15 protein-coding genes and 1 pseudogene are annotated in these 17,396 nt (G+C 59.7%); 9 read left to right on the top strand and 7 right to left on the bottom strand.

The features are described from left to right. The first annotated feature begins 11 nt into the window (after positions 1 to 11). The gene (locus tag ACM6IK_RS00200) at positions 12 to 533 is read left to right on the top strand and encodes a GNAT family N-acetyltransferase (protein WP_414872633.1); all 522 of its coding nucleotides are present in this window, start codon (positions 12 to 14) and stop codon (positions 531 to 533) included. A gap of 115 nt (positions 534 to 648) precedes the next feature. Then, positions 649 to 1,143 (top strand): hypothetical protein, encoded by a 495-nt coding sequence (locus ACM6IK_RS00195; protein WP_414872632.1) that lies wholly within the window; start codon positions 649 to 651, stop codon positions 1,141 to 1,143. 62 nt (positions 1,144 to 1,205) lie between these two features. On the opposite strand, the gene ACM6IK_RS00190 is transcribed toward ACM6IK_RS00195, so the two are convergent. Together ACM6IK_RS00190 and ccoN are read right to left on the bottom strand one after the other, a co-directional pair. Further along, positions 1,206 to 1,427, bottom strand: coding sequence for a cbb3-type cytochrome c oxidase subunit 3 (locus ACM6IK_RS00190; protein ID WP_414872631.1), 222 nt, complete (start codon positions 1,425 to 1,427; stop codon positions 1,206 to 1,208). Then, positions 1,427 to 2,854: a cytochrome-c oxidase, cbb3-type subunit I gene (gene ccoN / locus ACM6IK_RS00185; RefSeq protein WP_414872630.1), complete on the bottom strand. Its 1,428-nt coding sequence runs from the start codon at positions 2,852 to 2,854 to the stop codon at positions 1,427 to 1,429. Before ccoN ends, ACM6IK_RS00190 begins: the two co-directional genes overlap by 1 nt. A gap of 376 nt (positions 2,855 to 3,230) precedes the next feature. Here ccoN and ACM6IK_RS00180 point away from each other — a divergent pair, with 376 nt between their 5' ends. Both ACM6IK_RS00180 and ACM6IK_RS00175 read left to right on the top strand, forming a co-directional pair. Then, entirely contained in the window at positions 3,231 to 4,904 is a 1,674-nt protein-coding gene (locus ACM6IK_RS00180) for a nitrite/sulfite reductase (protein WP_414872629.1), read from the top strand. Then, a complete protein-coding gene (locus ACM6IK_RS00175; RefSeq protein WP_414872628.1) occupies positions 4,901 to 5,383 on the top strand; it encodes a DUF934 domain-containing protein in 483 nt (160 codons plus the stop codon). The genes ACM6IK_RS00180 and ACM6IK_RS00175 overlap by 4 nt, the downstream gene beginning before the upstream one ends. A gap of 49 nt (positions 5,384 to 5,432) precedes the next feature. On the opposite strand, the gene ACM6IK_RS00170 is transcribed toward ACM6IK_RS00175, so the two are convergent. Beyond that, the gene (locus ACM6IK_RS00170) at positions 5,433 to 5,597 is read right to left on the bottom strand and encodes a hypothetical protein (protein WP_414872627.1); all 165 of its coding nucleotides are present in this window, start codon (positions 5,595 to 5,597) and stop codon (positions 5,433 to 5,435) included. A gap of 389 nt (positions 5,598 to 5,986) precedes the next feature. Next, a pseudogene (locus tag ACM6IK_RS00165) lies at positions 5,987 to 6,124 on the bottom strand (hypothetical protein); the annotation flags it as partial. A 173-nt stretch (positions 6,125 to 6,297) separates the two neighbouring features. On the opposite strand from ACM6IK_RS00165, the gene idi reads away from it, so the two are divergent. After that, complete coding sequence (gene idi, locus ACM6IK_RS00160; RefSeq protein ID WP_414872626.1) at positions 6,298 to 6,816, top strand: isopentenyl-diphosphate Delta-isomerase; 519 nt, start codon at positions 6,298 to 6,300, stop codon at positions 6,814 to 6,816. 9 nt (positions 6,817 to 6,825) lie between these two features. Here idi and ACM6IK_RS00155 read toward each other — a convergent pair whose 3' ends face one another. The 3 genes from ACM6IK_RS00155 to ACM6IK_RS00145 all read right to left on the bottom strand — a co-directional run bounded on the left by ACM6IK_RS00155 (position 6,826) and on the right by ACM6IK_RS00145 (position 11,318). Next, positions 6,826 to 9,186: a tetratricopeptide repeat protein gene (locus ACM6IK_RS00155; protein ID WP_414872625.1), complete on the bottom strand. Its 2,361-nt coding sequence runs from the start codon at positions 9,184 to 9,186 to the stop codon at positions 6,826 to 6,828. A 306-nt stretch (positions 9,187 to 9,492) separates the two neighbouring features. Then, positions 9,493 to 10,521, bottom strand: coding sequence for an HAD family hydrolase (locus tag ACM6IK_RS00150; RefSeq protein WP_414872624.1), 1,029 nt, complete (start codon positions 10,519 to 10,521; stop codon positions 9,493 to 9,495). Positions 10,522 to 10,892: 371 nt separating this feature from the next. Beyond that, complete coding sequence (locus ACM6IK_RS00145) at positions 10,893 to 11,318, bottom strand: YciI family protein (RefSeq protein ID WP_414872623.1); 426 nt, start codon at positions 11,316 to 11,318, stop codon at positions 10,893 to 10,895. 178 nt (positions 11,319 to 11,496) lie between these two features. On the opposite strand from ACM6IK_RS00145, the gene ACM6IK_RS00140 reads away from it, so the two are divergent. The 4 genes from ACM6IK_RS00140 to ACM6IK_RS00125 all read left to right on the top strand — a co-directional run bounded on the left by ACM6IK_RS00140 (position 11,497) and on the right by ACM6IK_RS00125 (position 17,301). Further along, on the top strand, positions 11,497 to 11,940 hold the full coding sequence (locus tag ACM6IK_RS00140; protein ID WP_414872622.1) for a polyketide cyclase: 444 nt from the start codon (positions 11,497 to 11,499) through the stop codon (positions 11,938 to 11,940). 142 nt (positions 11,941 to 12,082) lie between these two features. After that, positions 12,083 to 12,583, top strand: a complete 501-nt coding sequence (gene tpx / locus ACM6IK_RS00135; RefSeq protein WP_414872621.1) for a thiol peroxidase — start codon at positions 12,083 to 12,085, stop codon at positions 12,581 to 12,583. A gap of 309 nt (positions 12,584 to 12,892) precedes the next feature. Next, a complete protein-coding gene (locus ACM6IK_RS00130) occupies positions 12,893 to 14,209 on the top strand; it encodes an MdtA/MuxA family multidrug efflux RND transporter periplasmic adaptor subunit (RefSeq protein ID WP_414872620.1) in 1,317 nt (438 codons plus the stop codon). Then, complete coding sequence (locus ACM6IK_RS00125; RefSeq protein WP_414872619.1) at positions 14,206 to 17,301, top strand: MdtB/MuxB family multidrug efflux RND transporter permease subunit; 3,096 nt, start codon at positions 14,206 to 14,208, stop codon at positions 17,299 to 17,301. The genes ACM6IK_RS00130 and ACM6IK_RS00125 overlap by 4 nt, the downstream gene beginning before the upstream one ends. The last annotated feature ends 95 nt before the right edge of the window (positions 17,302 to 17,396 follow it).

Here is a 17,396-nt window from a genome sequence, read left to right as displayed (position 1 = left end):
ATGATTCACCCATGCCGGCCACCGAACCCGTTATTACCCTCGAACGCTTCAATGAGTCTCATATCGAAGGCATCACGGCGCTGTACAACGCCCCGGAGATCGCCCGACAAACCCTGCAAATGCCGTTTCAGTCCACCGAGCTCTGGCGCAGTCGCCTGGCGCTGGATAACGAACGCCTGGTGAAAGTGGTGGCCCTGCATCAAGGAACGGTCATCGGCAACATTGGCCTGGAGCAGTTCTCACGCATTCGTCGCAGTCATGCCGGCAGTTTCGGTATGGGCGTTGCGGTGGCGTGGCAGGGCAAGGGCGTGGGTTCGACGCTGCTCGCGACGGCACTGGATATCGCTGACAACTGGATGAATTTGCAGCGCATCGAGCTTTCGGTGTACGCCGACAACGAAGCGGCCATTGCCCTGTACCGCAAGTTCGGTTTCGAAACCGAGGGCCTGTTCCGTGATTACGCCGTGCGCGACGGTGTGCTGGTGGATACCTTGAGCATGGCGCGCCTGCGTCGCCCGCCCAAGGCCGGTTGAGTCAGCCGCCCAGGGCGAACCCCTGGCATACCTCCTGGCTGTTAGTCGCACATCGGCCTCTCGCATCTGCCATGCTCAATGTCCGTAACACCGCTGCAACCAAAGGAACACTGCAATGGACGATGTACAGCAACTGGGCGAAATGCTTCGCCACTACGCCGAAAGCGAAGCGCACAAAAAGCAAGTGTTCGAGTCGCAATCGGCCGAGTGGGCGAAGCGCATTGGTGCGCTGTTCGATCAGATCCAGCAGTGGCTGGAACCGGTCAAGGCACCTGACCTGCTCGAAGTGAACCGCGAAGTGTATGTCGCGTCGGGGCCGAGTGTTCCGGTGGAGACCTCTCCATTCAAGACCGAAAAGCTGAGCATCCTGATCGCTGGCAAACCGGTGGAATTCGTGCCGGAGGTGATGGGTGCCGGCGGGCTGATTTGCGTGGCGGTGATGGGCTTTACAGCAGCACGTTATGGCAGCGTGTCACTGGTGTGCCTGCCGCCATCCACTGGTTGGCAATGGCGCAAGACCAATGGCTTGAAAGACCCGGACACTTTTGAGTTCGATGCAAACTTCCTGGCGCAACAACTGCAAAGCCTGATTCCCCGGGAGCGCAGCTGAGACAAATAACCCTGTAGGAGTGAGCCCGGAGCAGGCTCACTCCTACAGTGGTCGGTGGTGCCTCAGATTTCGAGGTTGCCCCACCCCGGTTTCGGCACTTCAGGCACCACTGCATTCACTGTCTTGCCCGTCGCCAACTCGACCCGCCGCGCCACTTCCGGGTCATCCGCAAACGGGATCAGGCTCGCGTCGTCCAGGCTCTCGGCGGTCTGGTGGCGCAGACAATACTCGATGGCGAACCACAAAAATGCCACAGCCGAAATGTTCAACATGACTTCAATCATCAGGCAAACCGCGCCTCGCGTTCGGCCATCGCCACGTCCGTAACCCGGACCGTGCGCCACAGGTTGTAGGCCATCAGCAGCATGCCGCTGAGGAAAAACACCCCGCCGGCAAAGCGCACGACGAATCCCGGATGGCTGGCCTGCAAGGCTTCGACGAAGGAGTAGGTCAGCGTGCCGTCATCGTTGATCGCGCGCCACATCAGGCCCTGGGTGATGCCGTTGACCCACATCGAGGCGATGTACAGCACGGTGCCGATGGTGGCGAGCCAAAAGTGCAGGTTGATCAGCGGCGTGCTGTGCATCTGCTCGCATCCGAATACCTTCGGCACCATGTGATAGGTCGCACCGAAGGTAATCATCGCCACCCAGCCCAAGGCGCCTGCGTGTACGTGGCCGATGGTCCAGTCGGTATAGTGGGAGAGGGCGTTGACGGTCTTGATCGCCATCATCGGCCCTTCGAAGGTCGACATGCCGTAGAACGCCAGGGACAGCACCAGGAAACGCAGGATCGGGTCGCTGCGCAACTTATGCCAGGCACCGGACAGGGTCATCATGCCGTTGATCATCCCGCCCCAACTCGGCGCCAGCAGGATCAGCGACATCGCCATGCCCAGGGACTGAGCCCAGTCCGGCAGTGCGGTGTAGTGCAAGTGGTGCGGACCTGCCCAGATGTACAGGGTGATCAGCGCCCAGAAGTGCACAATCGACAGGCGATAGGAATACACCGGCCGGCCCACCTGTTTCGGCACGAAGTAATACATCATCCCCAGGAAACCGGTGGTCAGGAAAAAGCCCACGGCGTTGTGCCCGTACCACCATTGCACCATGGCGTCGGTGGCCCCGGAATACACCGGATAGGACTTGAACCAGTCGACTGGAATCGACAGGTGATTGACCACGTGCAGCATGGCGATGACCACGATGAATGCACCGAAGAACCAGTTGCCGACGTAAATGTGTCTGGTCTTGCGTTGCACTAAGGTCGTGAAGAACACCACGGCGTATGCAACCCAGACCACGGTCATCCACACCGCGCCGGTAAATTCGATTTCGGCGTATTCCTTGGTTGTTGTGTAGCCCAGCGGCAGGGTGATCAGCATTACCACAATCATCGACTGCCAGCCCCAGAACGTGAAGGCGGCGAGTGTGTCCGAGAACAGCCGCACCTGGCAGGTACGCTGCACCGCGTAATAGCTGGCGGCGAATTGCGCGCTGCCGGCGAAACCGAAAATCACCAGGCTGGTGTGCAGCGGGCGCAAGCGGCCAAAGGTGGTCCACGGCAGGTCCAGGTTCATCTGCGGCCACACCAGTTGCGAGGCGATCCACACGCCCATCGCCATCCCCACGACGCCCCAGATCACGGTCGCCATGATGAATTGGCGGACGACCTTGTAGTTGTAAGCCTGTCCGATAGTTGTTGTGCTCATGATCGATGCTTCCACGGTTGCAATGACATGCACTGTAAAAACCGTGGCGAAAACAAAACAGGCTCAGGAATATTTCATTTGTGCGGATCAGATGTACCGCTTTGCCAGCCTGGATGGCCTAGATCTGATCCTGTTTTTTTGCAAGAAGGTGAATCTGTAATGGATGGCGGCGCAGGTTCATAGTCACAACCTCGAAATCGAGCCGAAAAGCCTGACGCCCAATGCATTCCCTGCAGGAGCGAGCCTGCTCGCGATAGCGGTAGCACATCCAGCACATATGTTGACTGATCTGGCGCCATCGCGAGCAGGCTCGCTCCCACATGGAGGGTGGTTGGCATCAGCCGCAGAGCTCGATCCATCCTGACGAGGTAGCCACATGTATCAGTACGACGACTACGACCGGGCGCTGGTGTTCGAACGGGTTGCGCAGTTCCGTGATCAGGTCGAGCGCTTCATGGCCGGTGAGCTGAACGAAGAAGAGTTCCTGCCGTTGCGCCTGCAGAACGGCCTGTACATGCAAAAGCACGCCTACATGCTGCGGGTGGCAATTCCCTACGGCACGCTGAGTGCCCTGCAGTTGCGTACGTTGGCGAGCATCGCCCGGGATTACGATCGCGGCTACGGCCATTTCACCACTCGGCAGAACATGCAGTTCAACTGGATCGAACTGGCCCGGGTGCCGGACATCCTCGAACGCCTGGCCGAGGTGGAAATGCATGCGATCCAGACCTCCGGCAACTGCGTGCGCAACATCACCACCGAAGCCTTTGCCGGGGTTGCGGCCGACGAAATGATTGACCCGCGACCGTTGGCGGAAATTCTGCGGCAGTGGTCGACCATCAATCCTGAATTCCTGTTCCTGCCGCGCAAGTTCAAGATCGCCATCTGCTCGGCCGAGCAGGACCGCGCGGCGATCATGATGCATGACATCGGCCTTTATCTTTATCCGGGTTGCGAAGGACAGATGCTCCTGCGAGTCATGGTGGGCGGCGGTCTGGGGCGTACGCCGATCCTCGGCTTGCAGATCCGCGAAGGCTTGCCGTGGCAGCACCTGCTGTCATACGTAGAGGCGGTGCTGCGGGTGTATAACCGCCATGGCCGGCGGGACAACAAGTACAAGGCGCGAATCAAGATTCTGGTCAAAGCCCTGGGCATCGAAGCCTTCGCCCGGGAAGTGGAGCAAGAGTGGCAGTACCTCAAGGACGGCCCGGCGCAACTGACCCTGGACGAGTTCGAGCGTGTGGCCAGTGCGTTCGTCGCACCGCCATATCGTGATCTGTCCGACACCAACCTCGATTTCGGTACGCACCTGGCCGAAAACCCGGCGTTCGCTCGTTGGGTGCAACGTAACGTGCAGCCGCACAAAGTATCGGGTTATGCCAGCGTGGTGTTGTCGACCAAGCCCGGCAGCGCTGCGCCACCGGGCGATGTCACTACCGGACAGATGGAAGCGGTGGCCGAGTGGTCCGAACGCTTCGGCTTCGGTGAAATCCGCATTGCCCATGAGCAGAATATCGTCCTTCCTGACGTGTCCAAGGCCGATCTGTTCACCCTGTGGCGCCTGGCCTGCGCACACAATCTGGGCAGCGCCAACGCCGGATTGCTCACCGACATCATCGCCTGCCCCGGTGGCGACTTTTGCGCGCTGGCCAACGCCAAGTCTATCCCTATCGCCAAGGCTATTGCCGCACGCTTCGAGGACCTCGACTACCTGCACGACCTGGGCGACATCAGCCTCAATATCTCCGGCTGCATGAATGCCTGCGGTCACCATCACATCGGCAACATCGGCATTCTGGGGGTCGATAAGAACGGTGCCGAGTGGTACCAGATCACACTCGGCGGCGCCCAGGGCAAGCACAGCTCTTTGGGCAAGGTCATTGGCCCGTCCTTCAGCGCCGCCGAAGTGCCCGAGGTGATCGAGCGCATCATCGACACCTTCGTGCGTTATCGCGAGAACGAGGAACTGTTCGTTGACGCCATCCAACGGATCGGGCTGGAGCCGTTCAAGGAGGCGGTCTATGCGAAAGTGCTGGAGGTGTCGGCATGAACAATCTGTTGCGTCTGGAAGAGGGCATGGCGCGGATTGTCGCGGATGATCCGTGGAAGCTCGTGCGCGACCCGCAAGCACCGCTGCCCGCGGGTGCCGCGATTCTGCCGCTGAGCCGTTGGCTGGAAAACCCGTCGCAAAGCGGCGTGTGGCTGGGGCCGGACGATGAAGTGGAAAGCCTTCAGCCATGGCTTGCCCAACTGCCCTTGATCGCCCTGGATTTTCCGAACTTTCGCGATGGCCGCGGGTACAGCCAGGCGTATCTGCTGCGCACGCGACTGGGCTGGGCCGGCGAGTTGCGCGCCATCGGCGATGTCTTGCGCGATCAACTCAGCCACATGCGCCAATGCGGCTTCGACAGCTTTGCCGTGCGTGAAGACAAATCCGCAGAAGATGCATTGAAGGGATTGGCGGGGATGAGCGTGTTGTACGGGCGTTCGGTGATTGAGCCGCGGCCGTTGTTTCGTCGGCGGGGCTAGATCACTAGCAAAAGGGCGCATCCCGAACGGCGGAATGCGCCGGGTGTTGTCAGTTGAAGCGAACCAGCGTCGCGCGTTCGCTTGGCGACAGTTGATCGATTTCCAGCAGTGTCAGGTTTTTTGGTGCTTCGCCGGCCAACGGACTACCGAGGTTGCCCGTGGCGCCTTCAGGAAGTTTGTACATGGCGCCAGTCATGGGGTCGACTACCAGCATGCCGATGACTCTACCAAGCCACCGGCTTTGTTGGTAATGGTGAAGTTGGCGCCGCTAGCCTGCTCGATACGTTCACCGGGTATTTGCTGTCACCGACGATGCTTGCACAGCCCGAAGTCAGGAGTGCTGTGGTCAGGGCTGTAACGGTGAACAACTTGCGGAGAGCTTCCATGGTTGATCCTTGCGAACGATCATTGCCGTCATTGGCCGAGGCGTGCTTCATTTCGCCTCGAAATGTAATGGGGAGAGCTTTTCAAGCGCTGCGAGCCTTATCATTAGTGGCGTAGTGATGGCGCTCAAAATCTAAGGGGTTCGCATTGTTTGCTGACCGATACAGGGCAAACGGGGAAGGCACATGCCTGAGATGGGCGTTGCTCGCACGGCCGTCTCACCAGGTTGGTGTGCAGCGGTCGCAAACGGGCGAAGGTGGTCAACAGCAGGTCGAGGTTCATTTGTGGCCAGACCAGTTGTGGGGCGATCCATACGCCCATTGGCATCCCCACAAAATCCCAACCACCGACCGCCAGAAAAGCCTGCTTTGGCGTTCATTTACGCAAATTCATCAACCCTTGGTCTCGATGGGGTTGTGTACCGGGCAAGAGGCTGATTCCATTCTTGCCCAGCTGGCGCATATTGCCGGCGATCCACTGTACGTTGTCGGTACCTTGCGCATGGTTCAGTTGCATCTGGTGAAGCTGTGATGGCTGAGATCAAAGTGATTCTCGTTGATGAAAAAGACCAACCGGTGGGCGAAATGGAAAAGCTTGCAGCCCACGAAAAGGGGCTGATGCACCGAGCGGTCACGGTCTACGTGTTCAACTCGCGCAGTGAGCTTTTGCTCCAGCAGCGCGCCGCGGACAAATACCACTGTGGCGGGCTTTGGAGTAACGCCTGTTGTGGTCATCCTTACCCGGGGGAGGACACACTTGCAGCGGCACAGAGGCGGCTTGAAGAGGAAATGGGCCTCAGGTGTACGCTACACAAGGGCTTTGAGATCAAGTACCGGCTGGAGGTTGACCAAGGCTTGGTAGAGCACGAATACGGTCACGTATTTTATGGGGTCAGCGACCAGTTGCCGGTACTGAACCCAGATGAAGCCCAAGCGTTTTGTTACCTGTCCCGAGGGCAAATAGAGGCGCGCATGCTCCGGGATCCGGAGCATTTCACGCCTTGGTTTCGATACACTTTTGCCAGGGCAAGCAAAGCGTTTGAGGTGTGACGCCAGCAGTTATTTCAACGCCGGGTCCCCCATGTTCATTTTCTTCCAGCCCTGCAACAGCACCTGCGCCTTGGGCTCCTGGCCGTTGTCCAGGTAGTACTGGATCAACGACAAGCGGGCATTGCGGTTGGACGGTTGTTCTTTCAACAGCCGTTCCAGCTCTGCGCACGCCTCGTCAATCTTGCCGCTGTCATGCAGGGCCACCGCCAGCACATAGCCGAACTGTCCGCTCTGTGGCTCCAGTTGCGCGGCTTTGCGCAGGTACGGCATGGCTTGAGCGGCCTGGCCGGCACGAATCAGCGCAAGGCCCTGGGTGTGTTGCAGCAGGCCTGAGTCGGGGTGGTCCTTGAGGCTTTGCGCCAGCAGGACTTGGCCTTCCTGACGGCGACCGTTGGCCTCCAGCCATTGCACCAGGGTGATCAGCGCCGGGTAGAAGTCCGGGTCGCGCTGCAAGGCGGTACGCAGCAAACCTTCGACTTCTGCGCTACGGCCATCCGCCTGATAGAGCATGGCCAGGTTCAGGTTGGCCTCGGCACGTTCGACCAGACTCTTTTGCACCGCCTCGTATTCGATGATAGCGGTATTCCAGCTGTCCTGAGCCGTGCCCAGTCCGTTGCGCGCCACGCTGAGCAAATCCCGGGCGGCGGCGATGCGCACTGCCCTGACAGGATCATTCAACAAGGGGGTCAGCAGCTGCGCGCGTTCCGGTGGCGGCAGGAATGCGCTGAGCGCGCGCAGGGCGCTCTCACGTACTTGAGGCGCCGCGTTGTTCAGGTCCCTGGTGGCCAGTTTCAACGCTTGTTCGCCGGGATACAGCGACAATTCGCCGAGCAGCGTGGCGCGCTGGATCGCCGGCAGATTGCTGCGTTGCAGTTGCTCGAACAGCGCCTGCGCCGCACCCGGTTGACCGTTACGGATCAACCACAGGCTTTCGTCGTAACGCGGGGCCTGCACCGCGCTGGCGTTGGCGGTGTTCCACAGTTTGAATTGCTCGGTGATCTTGTCGCCGGCCTTGCCCTGGTGGCAGGTCAGGCAGGCGTCAGGTGTACCGAGTTTTTTGGCTCGCTCAGGGTCGGGAATGCTGAAACTGTGGTCATGCCGAAAGTCATTGCCCATGTAGAACTTGCCGGGCATGTGGCAATCCACGCACTGCGAGCCCGGTTGGCCCATGGTGTGGCGCGTGTGTTCGATCGAATCGTAGTTTTTCGCTTGCAGGCCCTTGCCGTCGACGTCTTCCACGGTGATTTTGCCGGCGGGGTTATGGCATTGCAGGCAAACGCTGTTGCCTGGCGCTTTCAATTGAGTGCTGTGCGGGTTGTGGCAGTTGCTGCAACGCACGCCCTTGTCGAACATTTTGCTCTGGGCGAAGGAGCCGTGTTCGAACACTTCATCCTTGATCTTGCCGTCCAGCGCGTACAGTTCACGGGTCAGGACGCTCGGCAGGTAGTCGTCCATCAGGCGCTTGCCGACTGTGTAACCGTCGTCCAATGGTGCGCGGCGCGAGTGGCAGCGGGCGCAGGTTTCGATTTCGACAGTGGCGCTCTTGTCTTTGAGGTCGACGGCAAATCCGGCATGGATCAGGTCGGTTTTCTTCGCTGTCCATTCCAGGTGGTTGGACGCCGGACCGTGGCAGGCCTGACACCCGACACCGAGGCTGTTCCAGTGACTGTCGAAGGTGTTCTTCGCCGCGTCGAAATTGCGTTTGAAACCGGTGGTGTGGCACTCGACACACATGAAATTGGCGTTCTGGCTCGGTTTGCTCCAGTGCAGCGGGTTCTTGAAGTTCACGCCCTGGCCGGGATACAGGTGAAACCAGCGGTGCTTCTCGGTATCCCAGGCTACGCCGAGGGCCTGCAAGCGGCCTTCGCCAACCTCCAGCAGGTATTGCTGCAAGGGGGCGACGCCAAAAGCATAAGCCACCTTGAAGTTGGCATTCTTGCCATCGACGCCGGGGGTGTTGACCCAGAATTCGTCGCCTTTGCGCGAGAACACCGTGGTCTCTTTTTCAGCCTTGAAGGTGACGTTATTGAAGTCGCCGAGCAGGGTGTCGGCGTTGGCTGGCTGCATTGCCAACTGGTGATGGGAGCCTTGCCAGTCCTTGACCTGCTCGCCGTGGCAGCCTTGGCATTGTTGCTCGTCGACCATTTTCGCAGGCGCGACAGCGACCGGTTGCGGTTTGGCCGATTCGACGACAGGGGCGCTGACAGGGACTGGCTGGAGCAGCGTCGGTGTACTGCTCAGCAAAAACCAGCCAATACCCGCCACGGCGAGCAGCAAGATGCCGATGGTGACAGGGAAAAGATAACGGTTGATCAGGTTCGGTTGCGAATCAGGGTGTGGGGTTGCAGCTTTATTTTTATGTTTGCGCATCACGACTTCCATGGTCCAGGTGCGATTGCCATCAAGCACGCGTTCAAGCTCGATGCAGCTTTGCCGGGTGGTCGGCGTCTGTCAAATAACGAATGTTGTGAAGCTGATGGCCCCATCGTCGGAACGCCGCCCGGAGCAAGCTCGCTCCCACAGGGTTTATGTCGTGCCCAAATGTAGTGATCGACACCGAACCTGTGGGAGCGAGCTTGCTCGCGATGGCGGCCGCCAAGGCCCCCAATCACTCCCCGACAAACCACCGGCAATGTACTGCGACAAACGTTTATTGCAGTCCTGCATGACGTCTTCTTATTGCGTTTGCTCGGCTGTGGAGGCATCGAACGGATAGATCCGACGCCATTCGGACGCCATGTCGACGACCGTCCAGCCACGTTTGTTTGCTTCGTCCAGGGCCTTGTCCAGACGGCCGATCTGCGATTTGCGGTCGTAAGCCCATTCGCGTTTGGCGTCGGTATGATGCACCAGGCCCATCAAGCGTTTACCGGGACCGGCGGCGGTCCACTGGAGCATTTGCAAGTCACCGTCGGAGTTGCCAAAGGCGAGGATTGGCCGGCGTCCGATCACGGCATCGATGCTTTCCGGTTTGCCCGGGCCATCGTCGTTGTGGGCCAGTTTTGGCGTGCGCAGGATAGATGCCTGGCCGTCCTTGAATTGATAGGCAGTGACAAAGGTGGTGCCAATGACCTGTTCTGGCGGGATGCCATAGACCTTCTCGGCGAAGGCGCGCATGAACCCGGTGTCGCCGCCGGAGACGATGTAGGTCTTGAAGTCCTGGCCGCGCAGGTAGTCGAGCATTTCCAGCATCGGCTGGAAGATCATCTCGGTGTACGGTTTGCCGGTTTTCGGATGGCGGGCCTGGCTCAGCCAGGTTTTGGCGTAGTCATCGAAGGCATCGGTGGTCATCCCGGTGTGGGTGGCACCGAAAATTTTCATCATGCCTTCCATGCCAGTGGCGGCCAGGGCTTTGTGATCGTTTTCCAGCACCGCCTGGAAGGGCTGGGTGGTTTTCCATTCCGGGTGCTGCGGTGCGGTGCGTTTGACTTCCTCGAGGGCGAACAATAACTCGAAGTACATCGGCTGCTCGCTCCATAAGGTGCCGTCGTTATCGAACACGGCAATGCGGTCCTCGGGCTTTACGAAGTCCTTGCTGTTTTGATCGGTGACTGTCTGCACGAACTCGATGATCTGTTTTTTCGACGGGCCATCGTTCCAGGAGGGTAGCGGCTCGGCCGCCTGAACCAGTAACGGCAGGCTCAAGGCCAGGGTCAGCAGGAAGCTGAACATACGGCGATGGCGCAGAGATATCGAATTCGTCATGGGAAATCCTTCTCGTGAACGGAGTTGAGCGGATGCAATGCACCAGAGCCGGATTCTCTGTTGCCCCCGGCCTGACTATGCAGCGTAGACAAGGATTGCCTGATTTGGCGCAATGCCTGATTTTTGTCCGGTTCACGGCCGTAGCAGGCTCGCAAGCTTGCCCGGATGGTATTTGCTCTCCTGAAAGGGCAAAGTGAATACCAACCGCAAGCAGGTTGAGGGCTTTCCCTCAACCATAGAATCTCCCACAGGGGACCGGTGGCGCACACAGATCCAGTGTGGCGGGCTTGCCCGCGATGGCGGATTTACATTCAATACTGGTAGTGGCTGATCTGCCACCTTCGCGAGCAAGCTCGCTCCTACAGGGGGATTCAGTTTTTCTTCGCCTGCTCCCACACCCGTTCTTCCTGCGCACGCAGTTCCGGCGTGAATTCGGCGCCAAAGTCTTCGGCCTCGAACACCTGGCGAATCTCGATCTCGGCTTCGGTGCCCGGCATCGGATTGGGGCAGCGCTTGACCCACTCGATGGCTTCTTCTTTGGATTTCACTTTCCACAACCAGAAGCCGGCGATCAGTTCCTTGGTTTCGATGAAGGGGCCGTCGATGACCGAGCGTTGCTCCCCCGAAAACCTTACGCGGGCGCCTTTGCTGCTGGGGTGCAGGCCTTCGCCTGCGAGCATGATGCCGGCCTTGACCAGTTCTTCGTTGAAGTTGCCCATGGCAGTCAGCAGTTCCTGGCTGGGCATCACGCCGGCTTCGGAATCGGCGCTGGCCTTGATGATGATCATGAATCGCATGGTGATTTCTCCGTTGTAATTGAGTGACTCGCCAAATGGTCGAATGGCTGAAGTGCAAATCGACAGCTTCTCGACAAAATTTTTATAGAAAACACTTTGGCAGGTTTCTTTTCGACCGCCATTTCGCTACACCGTATTTCTGGCGAGCTTGTCCAACGATCAAAGGAATGTGTCCCGTATGGCAATTCTGGAACTCACTACACTCATCCCCGGCCGCACGCCCGGACAGGTCCTCGACTTCTGCCTGGAAGGGGTCAACTTTCCGAAGATTTTCCCCGAGCGCATTACCCCGCTCGGCGATGTCGATCTGAACGACCTGCGGATTGAAGCCGGGCGGCAATTCCGCTTTCGCCACTGGATGTTCAATGTGATTGCGTCGAGCTGGACGGTAGTGATCCGTGAAGTCGGTGAGATGTATTTCATCGACGAGATGCTCAAGGGACCGATGCGTGCCTTTCGTCATGAACATCGAGTAGCGGCAGGCGAGGGCGGTACGCTATACACCGACCGGGTGACGTATTCGGCGATAGGTGGCGCGCCCATGGAGTGGTTGCTGGTCAATGGCTACATGCGACGGATTTTCGAGGCGCGCCATCGCAATATGCTGGAGTTACTCAAATAACACCGCGGTCCCTGTAGGTTGTATCCATTTTTGTACGCTGATACATGACAATTTATGTTTGACCATAGGTCGTCGGACAATTTCGTGGTTAACTTCGGCCTCGTCAAAATTCTCCACCACAACGTTCAGAAGGACTCCGTTCATGGCTCAAGTCACTCTTAAAGGCAATCCGGTTCAAGTCAACGGCCAACTGCCACAAGCCGGTTCCAAGGCGCCAGCCTTTTCCCTGGTTGCCGGCAATCTGTCCGACGTAACCCTGGCGAGCTTCGCCGGCAAGCGCAAAGTGCTGAACATTTTCCCAAGCATCGACACCCCGACCTGCGCCACCTCCGTGCGCCAGTTCAACGCCAAGGCCAGCGAAGTGGCCAACACTGTCGTACTGTGCATCTCCGCTGACCTGCCGTTCGCCCAGGCCCGTTTCTGCGGCGCCGAAGGCCTGGAAAACGTACAGAACCTGTCGACCCTGCGCGGTGCCGAGTTCATCCAGAACTACGGCGTGGCCATCGCTGACGGCTCGCTCAAAGGCCTGACCGCCCGTGCTGTCGTGGTTCTGGACGAAAACGACAACGTGCTGCACAGCGAACTGGTTGGCGAAATTGCTAATGAGCCGAACTATGAAGCGGCACTTGCTGTTCTGAAGTAAGTAAGCACCTTTACAATTGTTAACACCCCCGCTGTCAATAATGCTGTTGTAGGAGCGAGCCTGCTCGCGATGGACTCAAGAGCGCCGCGTTTAGCCAGTAGACACGCGTTATCGTTAACGACCATCGCGAGCAGGCTCGCTCCTACACTGAGCAGCATTACCCTCTGTCCAGGCCGTTTTCATTTGTGCTTCAGTGTCTTACACAAATCTCCTGCTACGTAAGCCAAAGGTAAATTGCCGGTAAAGGCGCTTTGCTTAAAACCCGCCAGTGCTTATCGTTCCCTCATGTAAAAAAAGCCCACGCGCCCAATGGTTGATCACTCAATGCAATCCTCCGCTTCCCGTAGTCCTCGTCGCTGGCTGTTCGGCCTGCTTGTCCTGCTGGTCATCGCCGCCCTGTGCTGGAAATTCTGGCCCGGCAGCGCTGCACCCAAAGAAGCTGCGGGGCAGAAAGCCGTCGCCGGGCATACCGGCAAGTCAGGTGGAATGCGACCTGGATTCGGCGGGGCGTCCGGGCCGGTACCGGTGCGAGTGGCTCCGGCAGTCACCGGTGATTTCCCTCTGTACTTCAAGGCGCTGGGTACGGTCACGGCGCTGAACACCATCAATGTCCGCAGCCGCGTCGGCGGTGAGCTGGTCAAGATCCATTTCGAAGAAGGGCAGATGGTCAAGGCTGGCGACCTGTTGGCCGAAATCGACCCGCGCCCCTACCAGAACTCCTTGCTTCAGGCCGAAGGCACCTTGCTGCAGAATCAGGCGCAGCTGAAAAACGCCCAGGTCGACGTCGAGCGCTATCGCGGCCTGTACCGCGAAGACAGTATTGCCAAGCAGACCCTGGACACCGCCGAAGCGCTGGTCGGTCAATTCCAGGGCACGGTCAAGACCAATCAGGCAGCGGTCAACGATGCCAGGCTCAACCTCGAGTTCACCAGGATTCGCGCGCCGATCACCGGTCGCGTCGGCCTGCGTCAACTGGACGTCGGCAACCTGGTAGCTGCCAATGACACCACCGCATTGGCGATCATCACCCAGACCCAACCGATCAGCGTGGCCTTCACTCTTCCGGAAAACAGCCTCGACACCGTACTCGCCCGTTATCGCAGCGGCGCCAAGCTGCCGGCTGAAGCCTGGGATCGCGGTGATACCAAATTGCAGGCCACTGGCGTGCTGCAGAGCCTGGACAACCAGATCGACGTCACCACCGGCACCCTGAAATTCAAGGCCCGTTACGAGAACCGCGATCAGTCGCTGTTTCCCAACCAGTTCGTCAATGTGCGCCTGTTGGCCGACACCCTCAAAGACGTAGTGCTCGCGCCTTCCGCCGCGATCCAGTTCGGCACCAACGGTACATTTGCCTATGCCCTGGACGGTGACAAGAAGGTCAGGATCCGTCAGTTGAAAGTCGGCGCCAGCGATGGCGTGAACACCGTGGTCACCGAAGGCCTGTCGGCGGGCGAGCGGGTTGTTCTGGAAGGCACCGACCGCCTGAAGGATGGCAGTGAGGTGGAGGTGGTCAACGACAGCCAGGACGTGCCGGCCACACCGACCGAACACCTGCAAGGCAAGTCGGCGGCCGACGCGGCTGACCCTATGACCACCGACAAGGCGAAAAAGGGCGGCGCATGAATCTCTCGCGGCTGTTCATCCTTCGCCCGGTAGCCACCACGCTGAGCATGCTGGCCATTATTCTGGCCGGTGTGATCGCTTATCGATTGCTGCCGGTTTCGGCGCTGCCTCAGGTCGATTACCCGACCATTCGCGTCATGACCCTGTATCCCGGCGCCAGCCCGGATGTCATGACCAGCGCGGTAACCGCGCCGCTTGAGCGGCAGTTCGGGCAAATGCCCGGCTTGACGCAAATGGCCTCCACCAGTTCCGGCGGGGCGTCGGTGCTGACCCTGCGGTTCAGCCTCGACATCAACATGGACGTGGCCGAGCAACAGGTTCAGGCGGCGATCAACGCCGCGACCAACTTGCTGCCCAAGGACCTGCCGGCGCCGCCGGTGTACAACAAGGTCAACCCGGCCGATACGCCGGTGCTGACCCTGGCGATTACCTCCAAGACCATGCTGTTGCCCAAGCTCAACGATCTGGTCGACACCCGCATGGCGCAGAAAATCGCCCAGATCAGCGGTGTCGGCATGGTCAGCATTGCCGGCGGCCAACGCCAGGCCGTACGCATCAAGGTCAACCCGGAGGCCCTGGCGGCCAATGGCTTGAACCTGTCGGACGTGCGCACGCTGATTGGCGCCTCCAACGTCAACCAGCCCAAGGGCAACTTCGACGGCCCGACACGGGTCTCGATGCTCGATGCCAACGATCAACTGACGTCGCCCAAGGATTACGCCAACCTGATCCTGGCCTACGCCAACGGTGCGCCGTTGCGGCTCAAGGACGTGGCGGAAATCGTCGACGGCGCCGAAAACGAGCGACTCGCCGCGTGGGCCAACGAAAACCAGGCCGTGCTGCTGAACATCCAGCGTCAGCCCGGCGCCAACGTGATCGAGGTGGTGGACCGCATCAAGGCCCTGCTGCCGAGCATCACTGACAACCTGCCGGCTGGCCTTGACGTGGTGGTGCTGACCGACCGCACCCAGACCATCCGCGCCTCGGTCAAGGACGTGCAGCACGAACTGCTGATCGCCATCGCCCTGGTGGTCATGGTGACCTTTCTGTTCCTGCGCCGCGCCAGTGCCACGATCATTCCGTCGGTGGCCGTACCGCTGTCGCTGATCGGTACGTTTGGCGTGATGTACCTGGCCGGGTTCTCGGTCAACAACCTGACCCTGATGGCCCTGACCATCGCCACCGGTTTCGTGGTGGACGATGCGATCGTCATGCTGGAGAACATCGCGCGTTTTATCGAGGAAGGCGACAGCCCGCTGAACGCGGCGCTCAAGGGCGCCAAGCAGATCGGCTTTACGCTGATCTCACTGACGTTGTCGCTGATCGCCGTACTGATCCCGCTGCTGTTCATGGCGGACGTGGTCGGGCGTTTGTTCCGCGAATTCGCCATCACCCTGGCGGTGGCGATCCTGATTTCCCTGGTGGTGTCCCTGACCCTGACGCCGATGATGTGCGCGCGGTTGCTCAAACGTGAACCCAAGGAAGCAGAGCAGGGGCGCTTCTACCGTGCCAGCGGTGCGTTCATCGACTGGATGATCGCCGCTTACGGACGTAAGTTGCAGTGGGTGCTCAAGCACCAGCCGCTGACCTTGATGGTGGCCATTGGCACTTTGGTGCTGACGGTATTGCTGTACATGGTGGTGCCCAAGGGATTTTTCCCGGTGCAGGACACCGGCGTCATTCAGGGTATTTCCGAAGCACCGCAATCGATTTCATTCGCCGCCATGAGCGAGCGCCAGCAGGAACTGGCCAAGGTCATTCTGACCGACCCGGCCGTCGAGAGCCTGTCCTCCTACATTGGCGTGGATGGCGATAACTCGACCCTCAACAGCGGCCGGTTGCTGATCAACCTCAAGTCGCACCACGACCGCGACCTGAGTGCCACGCAAGTGATTGCCCGCCTGCAACCGGAGCTGGACAAACTGGTCGGCATCCGCCTGTTCATGCAACCGGTGCAGGACCTGACCATCGAAGACCGGGTCAGCCGCACGCAGTACCAGTTCAGCATGTCTTCGCCGGATTCTGAGCTGCTGAGCCTGTGGAGCGGGCGACTGGTCGACGCCCTGGCCGACCGGCCGGAACTGACTGACGTTGCCAGCGATTTGCAGGACAAGGGCTTGCAGGTTTATCTGGTGATCGACCGCGATGCGGCGTCGCGGGTCGGGGTGTCGGTGTCGAACATCACCGATGCGTTGTACGACGCCTTTGGCCAGCGGCAGATTTCCACCATCTACACCCAGGCCAGTCAGTACCGCGTGGTGCTGCAATCGCAGTCCGGCGAGAAGATCGGCCCGGATGCGTTGAACCAGATTCACGTCAAGACCACCGATGGCGGGCAGGTGCGTCTGTCCAGCCTGGCGCATATCGAGGAACGCCAGGCGCAACTGGCGATCACCCACATCGGCCAGTTTCCGGCGGTGATGATGTCCTTCAACCTCGCACCGGGCGTGGCGCTGGGGCATGCGGTAGAGATCATCGAGCAGGTGCAGAAGGACATTGGCATGCCGATTGGCGTGCAGACCCAGTTCCAGGGCGCGGCGCAGGCGTTCCAGGCTTCGTTGTCGAGCACCTTGCTGCTGATTCTGGCGGCGGTGGTGACCATGTACATCGTGCTGGGCGTGCTCTACGAGAGCTACATCCACCCGATCACCATTCTCTCGACCTTGCCGTCGGCGGCGGTGGGCGCCTTGCTGGCGTTGATCCTGACCGGCAATGACCTGGGCATGATCGCGATCATCGGCATCATTCTGCTGATCGGCATCGTGAAGAAGAACGCGATCATGATGATCGACTTCGCCCTCGACGCCGAGCGCAACCAGGGCATGGACCCGCAAACGGCGATCTATCAGGCGGCGCTGCTGCGTTTCCGGCCGATCCTGATGACCACCCTGGCCGCGCTGTTCGGTGCCGTGCCATTGATGCTGGCCACCGGTTCCGGCGCAGAACTGCGCCAGCCGCTGGGTCTGGTGATGGTTGGCGGATTGCTGCTGAGCCAGGTTCTGACCCTGTTCACTACGCCGGTGATCTATCTGTATTTCGACCGTCTCGGTCGGCGATTTGGCAAGACCGGCGCTCAGGAGACGGCGGTATGACGCCCCGCACAACCTGTGGGAGCGACGGTGCGGCGATCCGACTTGCTCGCGATGAGGCCCGTACATTCAACATCATTGTTGGCCGGTCCACCGCT

Source organism: Pseudomonas sp. IT-196MI5 (assembly GCF_949767415.1).
In the GTDB taxonomy this organism is placed as follows: Bacteria; Pseudomonadota; Gammaproteobacteria; order Pseudomonadales; family Pseudomonadaceae; genus Aquipseudomonas.
Note: the sequence above shows the minus strand (reverse complement) of the source record. Positions and strands in the feature narration are given on the sequence as shown.